Genomic DNA, 17,069 nt, shown 5'->3' with positions numbered 1-17,069 from the left:
GCAAAATCCCTATAAAGTGATAATAGATACTATCCGGATAAAAACTTCATTATAAAACAATACCATAGATTATATTCCAATAGATCAACTTAACAGTACAATAAAACAGCTGAATTTCTACTCCATAAATAGAATAAAGTACGTACCAAAAAATTAAAGTTTAAAAGATATACCTTAATTAATTTATGGCACAAACATTTCAAAGAAATATCTTCAAATACAACAAATGTGAAAATAGCAACATGCAAAGTTAAAACATAAAATAACTTATTTATTTTGAAGTAACAATGAACCGAGATACTCAACAAACCATATTTTTTACTTACAATCTTCATTCGTTTTATAATTGTAATTGTTACATAAAACTAAAATCATACAAGCTAAAAACACAGTAATTTTACCGTGTGCTTGTATTCTACATTAAACCAACAGACATGTTCTGGAATACAGAGGCAATATACGAAGTATTCGAAGATTTAGATATATGTCATAGAATTGTATATGGAATCAAATCAGTATTTGAAGACTACAATAAAAGTGCATCTTAGATGCATTTTTTTGTTATCTCCCCCCCAGCAAATAATATGAATAATTAGAACAATTTAATTTGAATATTATAGTTTTTTCACCTTGTATCCTAACCAAATAAATTGAAGAACTTTTTGCCATTTAATTTGGCATTCAACACCTCTTTGTATTTAAAACCTCCATAGAGCTATATGACCCTGTTGTATGACTCCCTATATAGCCATTTTTTCAACAGTCTTATAATCATTTTTAGCTTCATCTCTGTCTGTATAACCAAAATAGCTATCAACTGTATCATTTCTTATCTTTCCTTTATATCTAGAATTTTTAGGTGGTGGTTTTCCATATTCAAAAATCTAGTCTTTGTTATCTTCATAATAAAAAGACACGGTCATTTTACCGTGTTAAAATTTCTTCCTTTCTATATTAAATTGCAGTCTTTTAATATTTTTTCAACAACTTCCCATACCATCAAAGAAGGATTTTCTCTATAAAAACTATAACCTTTATATCTTTGCAACTGATATCCATTAGCCTGATTAGATTGCATAATACGTTTTGATCGTTCTATAGCTTTTTTTACATTATCAATGCTCAATTGTTTTAAACAACTATTAAAATGATCTTTATGCTTGTAATCATCCATGCTTAAAAAATGCTTGTTATACGCTCTATTAATTGAATTAATATATTGCTTCCTATCAGTTTTTGGACCATTACAATCCATTTTATGTAATATGATCCATAAATCAAATGTAAAATTACTATAGCCAAATTTATAAACTATATTCTTTCCTATACCGGAAGCCTTTTTCAAATTATCAATAGTCTGCTTAAATTGCTGAACATGAAATTCATCATTACTTTCATAATCTGATAAATGCCAAATTTCTGTTTTGCTTGCAATAGTCATTTTTTTCGCACGTCTATATGGATCTTTTTCCACTTTGCAATCAATTGCCACTTTATAGCGAGATTCATCCAATTCATTAATACGATCTCTTAGCCACTCAAGATACCACTTTTCAGTTTCACCTTCGACACTGAAATAATATTTATTAGTATATTTTTTTACCATATCAATCCTCTCCTTTTTTAGAAATCAATTCTCTAAATACAGGAGAAAAATCTATATCAGAGATTGCACCATATCGTGAAATAAAGTAATTTTTCATATAATCTTCATTTTTTCTAACACCACTAGTACCTGAAGTTCCAAAATCTGATAAAGAATATAAATCACTTTTAAAATTATCTTCATCTCTTTCAACAAACTTTATTTCATCTCTTCTAAACAGATTAGAATTCAAAAAGATAGGATTATGTGTATCAAAAATCAACTGCGCATGATGAATATTGATCTCATCGTCATGAAATATATTAATAATATTCATTAAAGCCATAGGATGAATGGAAGCATCAAATTCATCTATAACTAATGTTCCACCTGTATACATAGCTTTTATAACCAGAGGAAATAAATTAATAAATCTTATCGTTCCATATGACTCAAACGTCTTAGCATTGATGATAACTTTCTTATTTGAATTTTGATCATCTAAAACAGAACATAGTTTTGTTTTCTGATCTTCATCTGAAACCATATAACCTACAGCATTTGAATTTAAACCAAATATTTTAGCTGCTTCATTAGTCGTTTTTTCAACATAGAATCCTGGAGAATCTATATCTTCAAATCTACGAATTAACTCGATAGCGTTTGCCTTATATATAACCATGAATTTATTTTTAAACCAGTTTTGTATCAATTCAACCAGCTTTCTGGAAATAATTAACTTAAAACCATTCATTAAAAATAGTTCAGTGTCATTAAGACTATTAAGGGCTACTTCGTACAATTTGTTAGATTCTTTAGAATTCATATCTAGCAATTCAGATATCTTTTTAGAATAATTGAACTCAAGCTTATCAAAACTACGATCAAATATCTCCATTCCATTAACGTTCAATATTTCTCGTTCAATATTTCTTTTAAAATCTTTTTCTAAAAAGAAACCAACGTTCATTGAAAATGAATACTCTATATGATACCCTTCTTCAGTAAATGAAATGAAAAACTTAACAGGTTTTCTTTCTGTAAGTTTATTATTAGGAATCAACTCTAAATAATTAGCTGCTTCATTTGGATAAGACTCATTAACATTTAATATATTTCCTCTAAGCACTATAGATCTCATAGTATCCATAGCACCTATGATATTCGTTTTTCCAGAAGCATTTGGTCCATAAATAACAGATGAACATATTGCATTGATTTTCTTCTTACCAATGGCTTCTTCAAATACACTATAATCTAATCCCTTTTGTTTAGGTGCAGGGATCATTGAAAAAGAAACTTCATCCTGAAAAGATTTATAATTTTCAACCCTAAAATCTAAAAGCATATTTTCACCTTCCTTCACTTTTTCATTAACATTTTAACATAAAGATGATTTTTATTAAATGATTTTGCAAAAAAATCGCAAAATCATTTAATTTATTAATTATTATATGCCTAAAATTGTGAAAATATACATATTTTATTCATTTTTCTCTTTTTTATCTATTATCTCTTGCAAACTATTCAACATTTCAGCATTGCTGATAGAAAGCTACCGCAATAGAGTCAATGCTAACGAAAAGCTATGATAAAATACTTGAAGAAGATGACGTATTAGAAAAATTTATAGAGTATCTTGATAGTATAATTCAAATGATTGGAATTCATTCATCGCAAAACAAGTCAAATAGATAACGTAGTCCTTGAATGACAAAAATACTATAACAATTAAAAAGGCATTGATAAAATCAATATTTTTTATTATTGGTCGATAGTATTAGAAGACTTTTTTCTTAATCAAATTAAAAAGAAAGCCTTTAAAATTTTTGTGTAATCAAAAAATTGAACGACTTTCTTTTTAATATAGTTTACTCAACTTTTATCTTTTATTTGATTATTATAATTTCAACTTAAACAAACTTAAATAATATGCATAAATAATGTTTTTAAGCGGAAAACAAACGGAAATTACAGCACCTCATCAAAAAAACGTTGATTTTATCAACGTTTTTTGTCTTTTTGTATTATTCACCGATAATATTCATCATATCTTTTTGGAATACTTCTGTTTTAGCAGTTGCATCATCAACAGTTGCACCTTTAATTGAGAAATAGAATTTACATTTTGGTTCAGTTCCACTAGGTCTAGCAGCAATCCAAGAACCATCTTCTAAATAATATTTCAATACATTTGATTTTGGTAAATCAATTGTTGTTTCATTTCCATTTTCAGTTCTTACACTTGTCTGATAATCTTCAACAGCAACAACTTTAACACCACCAATTTCAGTAGGTGCATCTTTTCTTAAATTATCCATAATTTCTTTAATTCTTGCAGCTCCAGCAGCTCCTGCTTTAGATAAAGCAATTTGACTTTCTTTAAATGCTCCATGTTTAGCATATAATTCATTTAATACATCAATTAAATCTTTACCTTGTTTTTTATAATAGTTACCAGCTTCTGCAGCAGTTAAGACAGCCTGTACAGCATCTTTATCTCTAACGAAATCTTTAACAACACATCCATAAGATTCTTCATAACCAAAGACAAATTGTTTTTCTCCAGTTTTTTCATATTTACGAATCTTATCTCCAATAAATTTAAATCCAGTCAATGTTTTTTCAACATCTACACCATAGCTTCTCGCTACTAATTCACCTAAATCAGAAGTAACAATGGTATTATACATAACTGCATTATCAGGTAATGTTCCTTTTTCTTTCATTTGACTTAAAATATATTCAAGATAAACAGCAGCAGACTGGTTACCACTCATCAAAACATATTTTCCATCATGTTTAGCAACGACACCTAATCTATCTCCATCAGGATCACAAATAACAACAACATCAGCATCAACTTCTTTAGCTTTAATAATAGCTAATTCATAAGCCATGTCTACTTCAGGGTTAGGAGATTTTGTATTTGTATAATCAGGATCTGGTGCACATTGTGCAAGTACTGGTACAACATCATATCCTAAACGTCCTAAACAAGTTCTAACAGGAATATTACTTGTTCCATGTTGTGGTGAGAAAACAATTTTAAATCCACTCTTATCCATACCAGGATTAATTTCAATACCCATAACAGCTTTATAATAAGCTTCATCTACTTCTTCACCAATCCATGTCATATATGGATAAGCTTCTTCATCACTACATACATGAATATCTAATTCATCTTCAACTTCATTGACATATTTAACAACTTCATCTGCCCATTCTGGAATTAGCTGACATCCTGTATCATCATAAACTTTATAACCATTATATTCTTTTGGGTTATGTGAAGCAGTAATCATGATTCCACCAGCACATTTTAAATATCTTACAGCAAAAGATAATTCTGGTGTAGGTCTTAAACTTTCAAAAATAAATGATTTAATACCATAAGTTGCTAAAACTTTAGCGCTTTCAATCGCAAAACGATAAGACATATGTCGGTTATCATATCCAATCGCAACGCCTCTTTCTTTCCCATTTTCTAAACCTGCGACATATTTTGCAAAACCAACATTTGCCTTACGAATTGTATAGATATTCATTCTATTTGTTCCTGGTCCCAAAATCCCTCTCATACCAGCAGTTCCAAATTCAACATTTGTATAGAATGCATCTTCCTTTTCTTTTTCTCCCATATTTTGCAATTCCATTTTTGTTGCTCCATCCATAGCAGGATGATTTAACCATCTTTCATAATTTACTTTATAATCCATATTGTTTCACCTCTGCTTCTATTATAACAAATCTTAAAAACCTACGCTATAAAAACTCACTTTGAAAATAAAACATTTTTCATAGTATCTTTATGCATTTATCAAATATAATATTCTTCATGTAAACCCTATCATTACTTTAAAACTTTTCTTTATTTCCCTAATAAAATCTTTTTAATATCTTCCTCTTTTTCTATATCAAAGATATGTAATGTTAAAGAATTAAGTTGTTTCTTGTTGCTTTGTTTAATTGCTTTAATAGTTTCTTTTGATAAATTTCCAAACTTCTGATTCAATTGTTTAATAAGTGTTGTAATGATCCCTTCATTTCTTCCTTTTTTTCTAATTCCTAATACATAGTCACTCATATTCGTTGCCCCTTTCTTTTTTTCAATCAGCTGATAAATACGTTCATCATGAATCAGTGTTCCTAACAGACATGCCAGTTCATGGCTGACTATAAACTTTTCTGGTACCTTCTTCTTTGCATAAAGAATCTTCAGCCCAATAATCAAATCTCGATTGTCCTTGTTTTGAAATCTTGTTTCATCCAGCTTTACCATTTCTACCAGTGGATGAAATTCAACATTCATGTAACGTCTTAGGTGTCTGATGCCTCGATTCATCATCTGCTTATAGCTTCTGGCGTAGTTCCATTTCCTTTCACCATAATAAATAGCTAAAGTCATGACACCATTGATTCTTTCATGAATGTTCTTTTCATAGATATGATACTGTCTAAGATAGCTAAGATAATCATATTCCATGATTCTTTGAAACATGCCTTTATCTACGTAGGACTGATGTTCCAGTCCGATGATGCATTGCTCTCCATTCAGGCTCACCAGAAGCAGATGATCTCTTGTACGCTTGATTGTTTGGCCATTAGACAACAAAACACCACTGCTGTTGGAATCAAGGATGATGATATCTTGAGTATCCATTATCATTTGTCCGTCAAAGAGAATAGCATTCAAAAAATCAGCCAGACGTTCATGATTGAGAAAATAGTTGTAAATGCGTATGTCAAAAAGATTCTTGAAATCCATCATAAAATAACCCTCCTATTATATATATACGCATTTTTTTGACAGATTTCTTTTTTTACTTTCAATTTTTTTATCTTTATAGACATTATATCATATAAATTGCTTAAAGCATATAATATTATTTCTATCTTTTCCATAAATAAAAGTATTTGTTCCCTTTCATCTGCATATTTTTATAAAGTTTTATGCTAGAATGATAGAAAGATATATTTTTAAAGAAAGTGAGGAAAACATATGTCAAGAATTTTTATAACCGGTGATACACATGGTTCGTATGATATGACAAAATTATCAAGACGACATTTTCAAGAAGGAAAAACACTGACAAAAAATGATTATGTTATTATTTGTGGTGATTTTGGATGTGTATGGGGTGGTGAACTAGAAAAATCGGACAAATGGTGGCAAAACTGGTTAGATGATCAACCATGGACGACACTCTGGATAGATGGCAACCATGAAAATCATGATTTACTTCAAACTTATCCTATTGAACAATGGCATGGGGGTCGTATCCATAAAATCAATAACAGTATTTACCACCTTATGCGTGGTGAAGTTTTTACTATAAACGATAAAACAATTTTCACATTTGGTGGTGGTTATTCTACTGATCGTGCTTATAGAAAAGAGGGTGTTTCTTGGTGGAAAGGTGAATTACCAACTCATGAAGAAGTCAATTATGCCTTACAATCATTAGAAAAATACAATAATCATGTAGATATTATTTTAACTCATGATGCCCCTCGTGACATCAAAGAATATTTAGGATTTTATAATCTTTGTGATATGAGTGTTTATGGAGAAGAATATGAAGACATTCATAGCACCTTATATTTTTTTAAAAAGAATATTGTATTCCAAGATTGGTATTTAGGACATTATCATATAGATAAAGATATAGGCAATATGCATATTTTATATAATGAAATTATTGAGATAACTGATAAAGAATAACAGAAACCCTGTTATTCTTTTCTTGTGACATCTACACACTGTCCATTGACATAAGCTATTAAATTTTTAGGATTTAAAATCACTTGAATTCCTCTTTTACCAGCACTTACAGCGACCTTGTCTAATAATAATATGTCTTCTTGAAAATAAGTAGGAAACTTCTTCTTCATGCCAATAGGCGAACATCCTCCACGTATATAACCTGTTAATGGCAACAAATCTTTTTGACGAATCATTTCCACACTTTTATGCCCACTCGCTTTAGCCAATTTTTTAAGATCAATTTCTTCCATGACTGGTATACAACATACCAGATAATCATTTCCTGAACGTAATACAAGTGTTTTATAGATTTCCTCTGGTTTTAAATCAACTTGCTCAATGATATGTTTACCAGACAAATCATTTTCATCATAATCATATTCTTTCGTTTCATAATAAATATGCTGATAATCAAGCAATCTTAATACATTTGTTTTCATTTTCATCAACCCCTTATTATCATTTATTATACAATAAAACATCATAGCGAAAAACAGACAATTTTGTTATACTAAAACAAAGAGGATGTGAAAATATGACAAATAAAGAAAGATTTATTGAAATCTATAAAACAAAGATTCATCGTGATGGAAGTGAAAAATTATTAGAATTTCTTATGTCTAAAAATTCAGATTTTTTTGAAGCTCCAGCCAGCACTCGCTTTCATGGAAGTTATGAAGGTGGATTATTAGAACATAGCTTAAATGTTTATGATTGCCTATTAGATTACTTATCAAGGGAACGCGTACAAAAAACATATCATCTCAATTACAGTGAAGAATCAATTGCGATTGTTGCTTTACTACATGATTTGTGTAAAATTAATTGTTATAAGAAGGGAATACGTAACGTTAAAGAAAATGGACAATGGACACAGGTTCCTACCTTTGAATATCATGACACTCTCCCCTATGGTCATGGTGAAAAAAGCGTTTATATGATTAGTGGCTATATGCGTTTAAAAAGAGAGGAAGCTTTTGCGATTCGATATCATATGGGTTTTGCGGGGAATGAAGACGCTAGAAATGTTGGAGCAGCATTTGAAATGTTCCCACTTGCCTTTGCGTTATCCACCGCGGATATGGAAGCAACTTACTTTATGGAAAGTCAGTCATCATATTTGTAAAACAAGCACTGCTTGTTTTTTTCTTTAGAAATTCTTTTCTTTTTTTACAGTTTCTATTTTCATTTTTTCGTTCATACTATCATTGACAATAGGAGTGATAGATATGATTCATCAAATACAACAACACAAAAAAGAATTACTATTTATTTTCAAATGTATTTTGATTATGGGTATTCTCTGTTTCTTTTTATATCAACCCATGATGCAAATATTTGAAAATCCACAACTGTTAAGAAAACAACTTCAAAACTATGGTTTATGGGGACAAATCTTTTTGACATGTATTATGATATTACAAGTCATCTTTGTTTTCCTTCCTGGAGAAATAGTAGAAATCATGGCAGGTTTTATATATGATCCTATTCATGGATTAATGCTCTGTTTAATAGGTTGTGCTATCGGTTCTTTTCTTATTTTTACTTTTGTCAAAAAATGGGGACAACCTTTTATAGAACATTTTATAAGTAGAGAAGATATGAAACAAGTCCATTTCTTACATAATCCTCAAAAACGTAATATGCTCTGTTTCCTTATCTTTTTGATACCGGGAACTCCTAAAGATTTATTGACTTATCTTATACCTTTAACAGAAATGAAAAGATCAACATTTTTATTCATCACAACCATTGCAAGAATTCCATCCATCATTACTTCTACTATCGGTGGTCATGCTTTAGGTATTGAAGATTATATGTTTTCAATCATTGTTTTTACAGTTACAGGAATCATTTCATTGATAGGTCTATTCATTTACAATAAACTCAATAAAAAGACATTATCCTATCATCTTTAGAATTTCTTTCGTTTTATCCTCTACTTTTCTTTGATAATTTCAAGTATAATGTATGGAAGTAAGGGGGATTATAAAATGATTGATAATATATTGATTGTAGAGGATGAAATTGAAATAGCTGATGCGATTGAAATTTATTTAAAGTCACAAAATTATCATGTTTTTAAAGCACATAATGGTGTTGAAGGTTTAAAAATCATAGAACAAGAAATAATCCATTTAGCTATTGTAGATATTATGATGCCTATTATGGATGGTATCCAAATGACCATGAAAGTGAGAGAAAAGCATGATTTTCCTATTATCATGTTATCAGCTAAATCTGAAGATATTGATAAAGTCACTGGTTTAAATATTGGTGCTGATGATTATATGACAAAACCATTTGTTCCAATGGAGTTATTAGCAAGGGTTTCATCACAATTAAGACGTTATCACAAATATTTAGAAGCCACATCAACTCAAAAGAATCAAAACATTTATACAGTTGGTGGTTTAGAACTTAATTTAGATACCAAAACTGTCAGTGTTGACAATCAACCAATCAAAGTCACTCCTATTGAATTTAAAATCTTAGAATTACTGATGGCTTATCCCGGTAAAGTTTTTTCAGCTGAAAACATTTATGAAAGTGTCTGGAAAGAAGACGCTATTAATACTGATAATGTGATGGTCCATGTTCGTAATTTAAGAGAAAAAATTGAAATTGATCCTAAACATCCTCAGTATTTAAAAGTTGTCTGGGGTGTTGGATATAAAATTGAAAAACAAGGCAGGGATGAACAATGAAAATAAAACAACATATTGCAAGTTTCATACTTTTAATCATTCTTTTCATTACTAGTATTGGAACTTATTTATGCTATCCTCTTATCAATCAAGCTATTCAAAAATCTAATTTTGAAAAAACGGATATTTCAGATTATGTCACATCTCATCTGGTTGAGTACAGTTATGCATCTGACTTTTTATTAAAGCAAAATCAAGACCCTTCAATTTCACTTCTTGATTACTACCAATCACCTCCAGATAACTTCAATGAGTCTTATTATGATTTTCAATATCAGATAGAAAATAAACTTAATGAATTTCATCAAAAAGAAGATATTTTCTTTCACATTATCAACAACCAAACACAGCAACAATTTTCTAATACCAAAGATTCCATTGCTCAAATATCTACAAATAAAAATCTACAAAAGAAATATCAATGGTATATGCAAGTCCAATTCAATGAAAAAGGTATACCAAGCATCATTTCTACAAGTGATAATGAATATAACATCTATTCATTAGATTCTCTTTTTTCTTACACACAAACTTATTTTGATGAAAACACACAAAAAGATGTCACTTTGCATTATCATCCTTTACAAAACATCACAATCACTTTAGCTGTCAGTGATCAATTGCATATGACAAGCCCTATTGGTTCTTATTTGTTGAATACATCTCGTAGTCAATTACATCTTTATTCATTTCCTTATATTTTTACAGCTATCTTCATTTGTAGTATTGTCACTTTATGTATTCCTATGAAATATCTTCTACAGAATCGCTTCTTGACTTTTGTCATGCGTATTAAATTCGCATTTCTAGCTATTATATGGATAACATTAGCCACAATCATGTATCTTGGCACTGCTATCATACTCTCTGGAACAATTCAAGATCAATTTCCGTACTTTTTCCAACAATTTGGCATTGAAGCTATGGAACCTTATTTAACACCTCTCGTCAATATTATTTATTTCTTCATTTTCTATTTACTCTTTGTGATTTTTGCTTATTTCATTAAATATCTTTTCCACAAAGGTTTGAAAGCTTATTTTAAAGAGAACACGTGTACCGGTTGGATCATCACGCAAGGATATGGATCAATGAATAAGGTCATTCAATTTGATTTAGAAGATTCTATCAACAAAACTGTTTTAAAGATTGTTTTATTTAATATGCTCATTATTGCTGGATGCTCTTTATTCTTTGTGTTTGGTATCTTCTTTGCGGTTGTTTATTCTATCATTATCTTTATTTTAATCAGAAAGAAATTTATTGATATTCAAACAGACTATCATACACTCTTACAAGTAACAAAACAGCTTTCTCAAGGGGATTTTGATGTTCAAATCAATCAAGATATTGGTATTTTTAATCCTTTAAAAGATGAATTTGTACACATTAAACATGGTTTTGAAAAAGCCGTTGAAAAAGAAGTGAAATCACAAAAAATGAAAACAGAACTTATTTCAAATGTATCTCATGATTTAAAAACACCTTTAACTTCTATTATTACTTATATTGACTTATTAAAAAATGAAGATCTTCAATCCCATAATCAAAAACATTATTTAGAGATATTAGAAAGAAATGCATTAAGATTAAAGAATTTAATTGAAGATTTATTTGAAGTCAGTAAAGCCAATAGTGGAGATATTAAATTAGATTTAGTGGATATAGATATTATATCATTAATTAAACAGGCACAACTAGAATGTCAAGATAAATTAGAAGAAAAAGAACTTATTATCAAATGGAATATAGCCCAAGAAAAAATCATGTGCCATTTGGATAGTTCCAAAACTTATCGTATCTTTGAAAACTTGTTTATGAATATCAGTAAATATGCTTTAGCACATACCAGAGTCTATATTGATATTATAGAAAAAGATAAGCACGTTTCTATTATCTTTAAAAATATATCTGAAGCAGAAATGACTTTTAATGAAAATGAAATTGTGGAGCGTTTTGTACAGGGTGATAAATCTAGAAACAGTCATGGTTCTGGTTTAGGTTTAGCCATTGTGAAAAGTTTTACTGAAATACAGGGTGGTCAGTTCCATATAGAACTTGATGGTGATTTATTTAAAACTGTTATTACTTTTTTACAATCTCAATAGAAGTTTTCGATATGAAAACTTCTTTTCTTATGCATCAGATTTGACAAACATCTTCACTATCATTAAGATAGATAGACAGGAGGATAGACTATGAAAAAATTAATCAATACAGCCATGATCTATATGATTCTAGCACTTGTGATGGGTGTCTTTTATAGAGAGTTCACAAAATTTTATCAATTTACCGGAAGAACAACATTAAGTGTGACACATACACATTTGTTTATTTTAGGTGTTTTTCTATTGTTGATGTTAGCTCTCTTTCTAAAAGATGATATCCATTTATATCAAAGTTCTTTATTTCAAAAATTCTTTATTTTATATAACATCTCTTTACCATTTTTTATTGTCATGTTAACAACAAGAGGAATTGTAGAAGTTCTTAATATTCCATTATCTCATTCAATGGACGCCATGATTGCTGGTATAGCTGGATTATCCCATATTTTACTTACTGTTTCATTAATTTTATACTTTATAATCTTAAGAAAAAAAATCTATTCAAAATAGATTTTTTTTCTTTACCCCAATAATAACGCAATAAAAATCAATGCTAATATAACCTGTGATGTTCCTGTTAGACATCCATATAACATAGCTTTAGGTCCTTCTTTAATAAGATCAGCAAATTTAACACGCATCCCTATGGCTGCTAAAGCAATAATCTCAAATTGAGAACTTATCATTTTTGCTGATGTAGAAATGATGGCTGGTAAAATACCTGTACTATTGATAATACTAAAAATAAAGAAACCAATAACAAACCAAGGCACTTTTGCTTTTACCTTAGCTGCTACTCCTTCTTTTTTAGCAAACAATGGCTGATTCTCATCAAGATTCATTCTGGCATATGTTAAAGCAACGACAACCACAAAAATGATTCTGACGATCTTAAAAATTGTTGCAAACTCTACAACTTCTTGATTGACTAAAGATGCTGAAGCAATCACTTGACCAATGGATTGTAGTGTCCCACCAATCATAGCTGAAGTATGCAAGGTTTCATGATGATATAACAAACCAGTGACAATTGGTAACACAACCATTAAGATGGTTCCAGTCACATTCACAATCGTAATAGAAATCCCCTTATCTTTACTATCTGCTTCCACAATAGGAGATACCGTACCAATGGCTGAAGATCCACATACAGCATTTCCAGCACACATTAATAAGGAAAATTTCTTGGTGAATTTTAATCTTCTTCCTATCAAATAACATATAGCAATCGTACATGTCATCTGCAATGCAATAAATCCAACACCTTGAAAACCAATCCCCATAATATCTGTTAATTGCAGTGTCAATCCCGTTAAAACAATTGAATATTCTAACAATCGACTCTCAGAAAACTTTGTTCCAACATTAAAAATATCTTTGTTTAAAAATGTATTTCCGGCAATCATCCCGATACCTATCGCAAATAAAGCCGCACCAATACTTGGAAAAAATTTAGCAATCTGTTGAGCAATCAAACCAATGATGACACAAACAATAAATCCGGGTAATATTTCTTTTATCTTATTCATTTCTTTCTTCTCCTTCAACGAAGCTATATTACCATATTTTACCTATAAATAATAATTATAATATTTTATTTATCATAAGAATATATTATAATAAATAAGGTGATTTGTATGATTGATGATAAAATGAGAACATTTATTGAAGTTGTAGAATGTCAAAGTTATACACAGGCAGCCGCCCATTTGCATATAACCCAACCTGCTGTGACACAACATATCAAGGCATTGGAAGAACATTATCAACAAAAGTTTATTGACCGTACACATAAATCTTTTCATCTGACAAAAATGGGAGAATTACTCTATCACTATGCCAAAACACAAATGCATAATGAAAAACTCTTTGAAAAGCAATTACATGATATCCGTCCTTCCTTAATCATAGGTTCAACACTATCTATTGCTGATTACTATATTCCTCATATGATTGCTAAAAAAATAATATTAAAGAATTATCATTGTGAAATTGTTGTGGCCAATACACAGACACTGATTCAAAAATTAATTAATGGTGAAGTGGAATGTGCTTTTGTGGAAGGTCAGTTTGATACAACATTATTTGATTATCATTTACTTAAAAAAGAACGATTTATCGCTGTCGCAAGTCCTCATCATCCCTTAGCACACCAAACTATCACTTTTGAACAGCTTTTCCCTTATCCATTATTTATAAGAGAAAAAGGTTCAGGTACACGTGATATATTAGAAAACTATCTTCATCAGACAATCTATTCTCTGTCAAGTTTTTCACAGCTTGTTGAAGTCGGAAGTTTATCTATGATAAAAACAATGTTAATGGATACTCAAGCAATAACTTTTGTTTATGCCGGTGTTGTAGAAAAGGAAATAAAAAATAAACAGCTCATTGAGCTGCACATTGATCATTTTGATATCTTTCGTCCCATGCATTTTATTTATCTTCAATCCCATATTCATAAAAAATATTACCAACAGCTATTTCATATGTTAACACAATAAAGGAGATTTATATGATTTATTTATTATTAATGACAATATTGGGCTGTATAGTCATGAAAATAGACAAATATAAAGCGATTCATCATCGTTATCGCATCAGTGAAAAACTGATTTTTATCATTGCTATGATTGGTGGAAGTTTAGGTGTTTGGATGGGCATGTATCTTTTCCATCACAAAACAAAACATTGGTATTTTGTTATAGGAATTCCACTTATCATTTTTATTCAATTCATCATAGCTTATCAATTTGACTGTTTTTCTTTTCTGGCAGCATCCATGATTTGTTGAACAACATCACTTTTTGCATCAGCATAATTTTGAACATATTTCCACTTCTTTTTTGCTAATGCCTTTTTTGTATTTGCATAAAATTCTTTTGCTTCTTGATGATTTCTAAGATAGTTTCTAAAAAGGAGATATTTTTCAATCTCTTTTGAATCTTGAGAAAAAACATGTAAATGAATATCAGTGTCCGGTCCTAGAAACATATGATGATTTTCAAAGTCAGGTTCTTTTATTCTTAAAATATAACCATGTGCCACCAAATCATCTACATAATCTTCTTCCTTTCCAGCATCTTCAACAACAAGTAAAATATCAATAATTGGTTTAGCAATCAAACCCGGAACAGAAGTTGAACCAATATGTTCAATCATTAATGCTTTGTCTTTTAAAATTGTTGAAATTCTTTGTTTCTCCCTTTCAAATAAAATAGACCAATTTTCATCATAAGGCTTTAAAACAATTGTCTGGTTGTGCTCCACCTTTCCACTTACAACCACTTTTTGAATATACTCATCACTTAATTTCATTTGAATCACTCCTTATTCGTATCATTGTACACTCTTTTGAATCAAATAAAAATAAGATTCGTCTTTGAATCTTATTTTTCACTTACAACCACTGTTTTAGCAATCTTATCATGAAAAGCCTGTGATAATGGTTGAAAATAGGCATAAACAATCGAAGCAATCGTCAACCCATAAGCAATATATTTTAAAGGATCAACAAGGACAGTCAATCCAAATAAAGGCAGCATACGTCTGATATAAGTCGCAATAATGATAATTCCCCCTTCTAAAAAAGTTGAACCAATTAATTCTCTGACAATAATAGAAAGAGGTTTTACAGGACTTCCATCAACTTGTACAATTTTAATCTTACAAATTTTTTTACCAATCGTTTGTCCTTTCCAAAATATAGGTATAAGAACATAATAAATGATTCCAACAACAATACCAAACACACCTAAAAAGAGTCCTATCTCAAAATCATAGTTTTCAAGTTGAAACATAGATGCCTTTAAATAATCACCACCTCTAAAATAAAAGGTAATAGGAATAACTGCAATCATTTGAGCGAAATACCAATCTATAATCATCGCAAAAAAACGTCGCATTCTTACACGCAAAACATCATAGTTACGAATCTGTTCCTTTTTCTTTTTTTGATTTCTTTGTTTTTTCTTTGACATGACATTATCTCCTTAAAAAGCAAAGATAGTGAATATTCACTATCTTAAAGTCTTTGATAATCTTTCATATCCAATAAAGATGCTGCATCTTTGTCACAGATAACAGTAAAATTTGGATGAAGTTTCAAAACTGTGGCAGGTAATTCATCAGTGATTGGTGAATCTAAAACTTGTTTTAAGATTTCTGCTTTATGTTTACCATTGACAATCATTACCAAATGTTTCACACGCATTAAACTCTTAGGACCCATTGTTAATGAATATGGTAAATCTGGCTTATCTGGATATGTTGGATTAACAGCATTCTTTGTTTTTCTATCCATGATATAAGTATAACTATCCATAGGTGTACATCTTGGACAATTACTACAGAAATGTCCATCCCATCCTAAACCAATCAACATCACATCAATGCCACCTGCATCACGAATTTCCTGATCATATGTTTCCCAGTTTTCCATTGTTGTGATATGAATCTTTTCATCTGGAATATGAGCATCTCTAAAGAATAAATCCTGCATTTCTGTCCAGTTAGGACCTGGTTTATCTTCATTGATGTATGGTGCTTCATCAAAAAGATAGTATTCTACATCTTTGTATTTTTCCTGATCTCTCACTTCAGGAATCATCATTTGATACAAAGTCTTAGGAGAACGACCACTTGTTAATGAAATATTAACACGTTTATCTTGCATCATCGCTCCTAGTAAAATGTGCATAGCACTTTCACTCATTTTTTGTTCATTTTCTTCAATAATTAATTTCATATTCTTTCTCCTTGATTTATATTTTTATCATCAGTCGAAAGAGAATATGACTCACACACACTTTTATTATAATATGAAAGAAAGCCCTGTCAAGAAAATTTCTTTTTTCAATCATAAAAAAGAAAGTAACAAGGGCTTTATGAATCACACA

The 17,069-nt window shown here is 29.8% G+C and carries 17 protein-coding genes; 8 read left to right on the top strand and 9 right to left on the bottom strand.

From position 1 onward, the window contains the following. Positions 1 to 949: 949 nt before the first annotated feature. From ACGHJ8_RS02170 to ACGHJ8_RS02155, 4 genes are all read right to left on the bottom strand, one after another. A complete protein-coding gene (locus tag ACGHJ8_RS02170) occupies positions 950 to 1,606 on the bottom strand; it encodes an RloB family protein (RefSeq protein ID WP_087357122.1) in 657 nt (218 codons plus the stop codon). Between the two features lies 1 nt (position 1,607). Next, positions 1,608 to 2,933, bottom strand: coding sequence for an ATP/GTP-binding protein (locus ACGHJ8_RS02165; RefSeq protein WP_390541444.1), 1,326 nt, complete (start codon positions 2,931 to 2,933; stop codon positions 1,608 to 1,610). Between the two features lie 679 nt (positions 2,934 to 3,612). Beyond that, positions 3,613 to 5,307, bottom strand: coding sequence for a phospho-sugar mutase (locus tag ACGHJ8_RS02160; RefSeq protein WP_087357124.1), 1,695 nt, complete (start codon positions 5,305 to 5,307; stop codon positions 3,613 to 3,615). A 152-nt stretch (positions 5,308 to 5,459) separates the two neighbouring features. Then, positions 5,460 to 6,359, bottom strand: a complete 900-nt coding sequence (locus ACGHJ8_RS02155; protein WP_390541442.1) for an Rpn family recombination-promoting nuclease/putative transposase — start codon at positions 6,357 to 6,359, stop codon at positions 5,460 to 5,462. A 231-nt stretch (positions 6,360 to 6,590) separates the two neighbouring features. Between ACGHJ8_RS02155 and ACGHJ8_RS02150 the strand changes: the two genes are divergently transcribed. Further along, positions 6,591 to 7,313 (top strand): metallophosphoesterase, encoded by a 723-nt coding sequence (locus tag ACGHJ8_RS02150; RefSeq protein WP_390541440.1) that lies wholly within the window; start codon positions 6,591 to 6,593, stop codon positions 7,311 to 7,313. Between the two features lie 11 nt (positions 7,314 to 7,324). Here the strand turns inward: ACGHJ8_RS02150 and ybaK are convergent, their stop codons facing one another. Then, positions 7,325 to 7,795: a Cys-tRNA(Pro) deacylase gene (ybaK, locus tag ACGHJ8_RS02145; protein ID WP_390541438.1), complete on the bottom strand. Its 471-nt coding sequence runs from the start codon at positions 7,793 to 7,795 to the stop codon at positions 7,325 to 7,327. 95 nt (positions 7,796 to 7,890) lie between these two features. Here ybaK and ACGHJ8_RS02140 point away from each other — a divergent pair, with 95 nt between their 5' ends. The 5 genes from ACGHJ8_RS02140 to ACGHJ8_RS02120 all read left to right on the top strand — a co-directional run bounded on the left by ACGHJ8_RS02140 (position 7,891) and on the right by ACGHJ8_RS02120 (position 12,681). Continuing rightward, on the top strand, positions 7,891 to 8,481 hold the full coding sequence (locus ACGHJ8_RS02140; protein ID WP_087357129.1) for a hydrolase: 591 nt from the start codon (positions 7,891 to 7,893) through the stop codon (positions 8,479 to 8,481). 103 nt (positions 8,482 to 8,584) lie between these two features. Continuing rightward, positions 8,585 to 9,274, top strand: coding sequence for a TVP38/TMEM64 family protein (locus ACGHJ8_RS02135; protein ID WP_390541436.1), 690 nt, complete (start codon positions 8,585 to 8,587; stop codon positions 9,272 to 9,274). A 75-nt stretch (positions 9,275 to 9,349) separates the two neighbouring features. Next, entirely contained in the window at positions 9,350 to 10,063 is a 714-nt protein-coding gene (locus ACGHJ8_RS02130) for a response regulator transcription factor (protein ID WP_390541434.1), read from the top strand. Continuing rightward, positions 10,060 to 12,171 (top strand): sensor histidine kinase, encoded by a 2,112-nt coding sequence (locus tag ACGHJ8_RS02125; protein ID WP_390541432.1) that lies wholly within the window; start codon positions 10,060 to 10,062, stop codon positions 12,169 to 12,171. The genes ACGHJ8_RS02130 and ACGHJ8_RS02125 overlap by 4 nt, the downstream gene beginning before the upstream one ends. Before the next feature lie 90 nt (positions 12,172 to 12,261). Continuing rightward, a complete protein-coding gene (locus tag ACGHJ8_RS02120; protein ID WP_390541430.1) occupies positions 12,262 to 12,681 on the top strand; it encodes a DUF2871 domain-containing protein in 420 nt (139 codons plus the stop codon). An 11-nt stretch (positions 12,682 to 12,692) separates the two neighbouring features. On the opposite strand, the gene ACGHJ8_RS02115 is transcribed toward ACGHJ8_RS02120, so the two are convergent. After that, positions 12,693 to 13,700, bottom strand: a complete 1,008-nt coding sequence (locus tag ACGHJ8_RS02115; protein WP_390541428.1) for a YeiH family protein — start codon at positions 13,698 to 13,700, stop codon at positions 12,693 to 12,695. A 108-nt stretch (positions 13,701 to 13,808) separates the two neighbouring features. Between ACGHJ8_RS02115 and ACGHJ8_RS02110 the strand changes: the two genes are divergently transcribed. Beyond that, positions 13,809 to 14,675: a LysR family transcriptional regulator gene (locus tag ACGHJ8_RS02110; RefSeq protein ID WP_211962118.1), complete on the top strand. Its 867-nt coding sequence runs from the start codon at positions 13,809 to 13,811 to the stop codon at positions 14,673 to 14,675. Between the two features lie 11 nt (positions 14,676 to 14,686). Then, positions 14,687 to 14,965 carry a DUF1294 domain-containing protein gene (locus ACGHJ8_RS02105; protein ID WP_205089655.1) on the top strand — a complete coding sequence of 93 codons (279 nt, stop codon included), beginning with the start codon at positions 14,687 to 14,689 and terminating at the stop codon, positions 14,963 to 14,965. Here ACGHJ8_RS02105 and ACGHJ8_RS02100 read toward each other — a convergent pair. The 3 genes from ACGHJ8_RS02100 to ACGHJ8_RS02090 all read right to left on the bottom strand — a co-directional run bounded on the left by ACGHJ8_RS02100 (position 14,920) and on the right by ACGHJ8_RS02090 (position 16,918). Further along, on the bottom strand, positions 14,920 to 15,489 hold the full coding sequence (locus ACGHJ8_RS02100) for a GrpB family protein (protein WP_390541425.1): 570 nt from the start codon (positions 15,487 to 15,489) through the stop codon (positions 14,920 to 14,922). The two genes, ACGHJ8_RS02105 and ACGHJ8_RS02100, sit on opposite strands and share 46 nt — an antisense overlap. A 71-nt stretch (positions 15,490 to 15,560) precedes the next feature. Then, entirely contained in the window at positions 15,561 to 16,151 is a 591-nt protein-coding gene (locus ACGHJ8_RS02095) for an RDD family protein (protein WP_390541423.1), read from the bottom strand. A gap of 44 nt (positions 16,152 to 16,195) precedes the next feature. Then, positions 16,196 to 16,918: a glucosamine-6-phosphate deaminase gene (locus ACGHJ8_RS02090; RefSeq protein ID WP_087357138.1), complete on the bottom strand. Its 723-nt coding sequence runs from the start codon at positions 16,916 to 16,918 to the stop codon at positions 16,196 to 16,198. Between the last annotated feature and the right edge of the window lie 151 nt (positions 16,919 to 17,069).

It is taken from the genome of Massiliimicrobium timonense (assembly GCF_042850985.1).
Classification (GTDB): Bacteria; Bacillota_I; Bacilli_A; order Erysipelotrichales; family Coprobacillaceae; genus Allocoprobacillus.
Note: the sequence above shows the minus strand (reverse complement) of the source record. Positions and strands in the feature narration are given on the sequence as shown.

What these genes read in the sequence shown, in the direction of transcription:
- ACGHJ8_RS02170 (WP_087357122.1), bottom strand. Translation starts at nt 1,606, where the DNA reads ATGGTAAAAAAATATACTAATAAATATTATTTCAGTGTCGAAGGTGAA.
- ACGHJ8_RS02165 (WP_390541444.1), bottom strand. Translation starts at nt 2,933, where the DNA reads ATGCTTTTAGATTTTAGGGTTGAAAATTATAAATCTTTTCAGGATGAA.
- ACGHJ8_RS02160 (WP_087357124.1), bottom strand. Translation starts at nt 5,307, where the DNA reads ATGGATTATAAAGTAAATTATGAAAGATGGTTAAATCATCCTGCTATG.
- ACGHJ8_RS02155 (WP_390541442.1), bottom strand. Translation starts at nt 6,359, where the DNA reads ATGATGGATTTCAAGAATCTTTTTGACATACGCATTTACAACTATTTT.
- ACGHJ8_RS02150 (WP_390541440.1), top strand. Translation starts at nt 6,591, where the DNA reads ATGTCAAGAATTTTTATAACCGGTGATACACATGGTTCGTATGATATG.
- ybaK (WP_390541438.1), bottom strand. Translation starts at nt 7,795, where the DNA reads ATGAAAACAAATGTATTAAGATTGCTTGATTATCAGCATATTTATTAT.
- ACGHJ8_RS02140 (WP_087357129.1), top strand. Translation starts at nt 7,891, where the DNA reads ATGACAAATAAAGAAAGATTTATTGAAATCTATAAAACAAAGATTCAT.
- ACGHJ8_RS02135 (WP_390541436.1), top strand. Translation starts at nt 8,585, where the DNA reads ATGATTCATCAAATACAACAACACAAAAAAGAATTACTATTTATTTTC.
- ACGHJ8_RS02130 (WP_390541434.1), top strand. Translation starts at nt 9,350, where the DNA reads ATGATTGATAATATATTGATTGTAGAGGATGAAATTGAAATAGCTGAT.
- ACGHJ8_RS02125 (WP_390541432.1), top strand. Translation starts at nt 10,060, where the DNA reads ATGAAAATAAAACAACATATTGCAAGTTTCATACTTTTAATCATTCTT.
- ACGHJ8_RS02120 (WP_390541430.1), top strand. Translation starts at nt 12,262, where the DNA reads ATGAAAAAATTAATCAATACAGCCATGATCTATATGATTCTAGCACTT.
- ACGHJ8_RS02115 (WP_390541428.1), bottom strand. Translation starts at nt 13,700, where the DNA reads ATGAATAAGATAAAAGAAATATTACCCGGATTTATTGTTTGTGTCATC.
- ACGHJ8_RS02110 (WP_211962118.1), top strand. Translation starts at nt 13,809, where the DNA reads ATGATTGATGATAAAATGAGAACATTTATTGAAGTTGTAGAATGTCAA.
- ACGHJ8_RS02105 (WP_205089655.1), top strand. Translation starts at nt 14,687, where the DNA reads ATGATTTATTTATTATTAATGACAATATTGGGCTGTATAGTCATGAAA.
- ACGHJ8_RS02100 (WP_390541425.1), bottom strand. Translation starts at nt 15,489, where the DNA reads ATGAAATTAAGTGATGAGTATATTCAAAAAGTGGTTGTAAGTGGAAAG.
- ACGHJ8_RS02095 (WP_390541423.1), bottom strand. Translation starts at nt 16,151, where the DNA reads ATGTCAAAGAAAAAACAAAGAAATCAAAAAAAGAAAAAGGAACAGATT.
- ACGHJ8_RS02090 (WP_087357138.1), bottom strand. Translation starts at nt 16,918, where the DNA reads ATGAAATTAATTATTGAAGAAAATGAACAAAAAATGAGTGAAAGTGCT.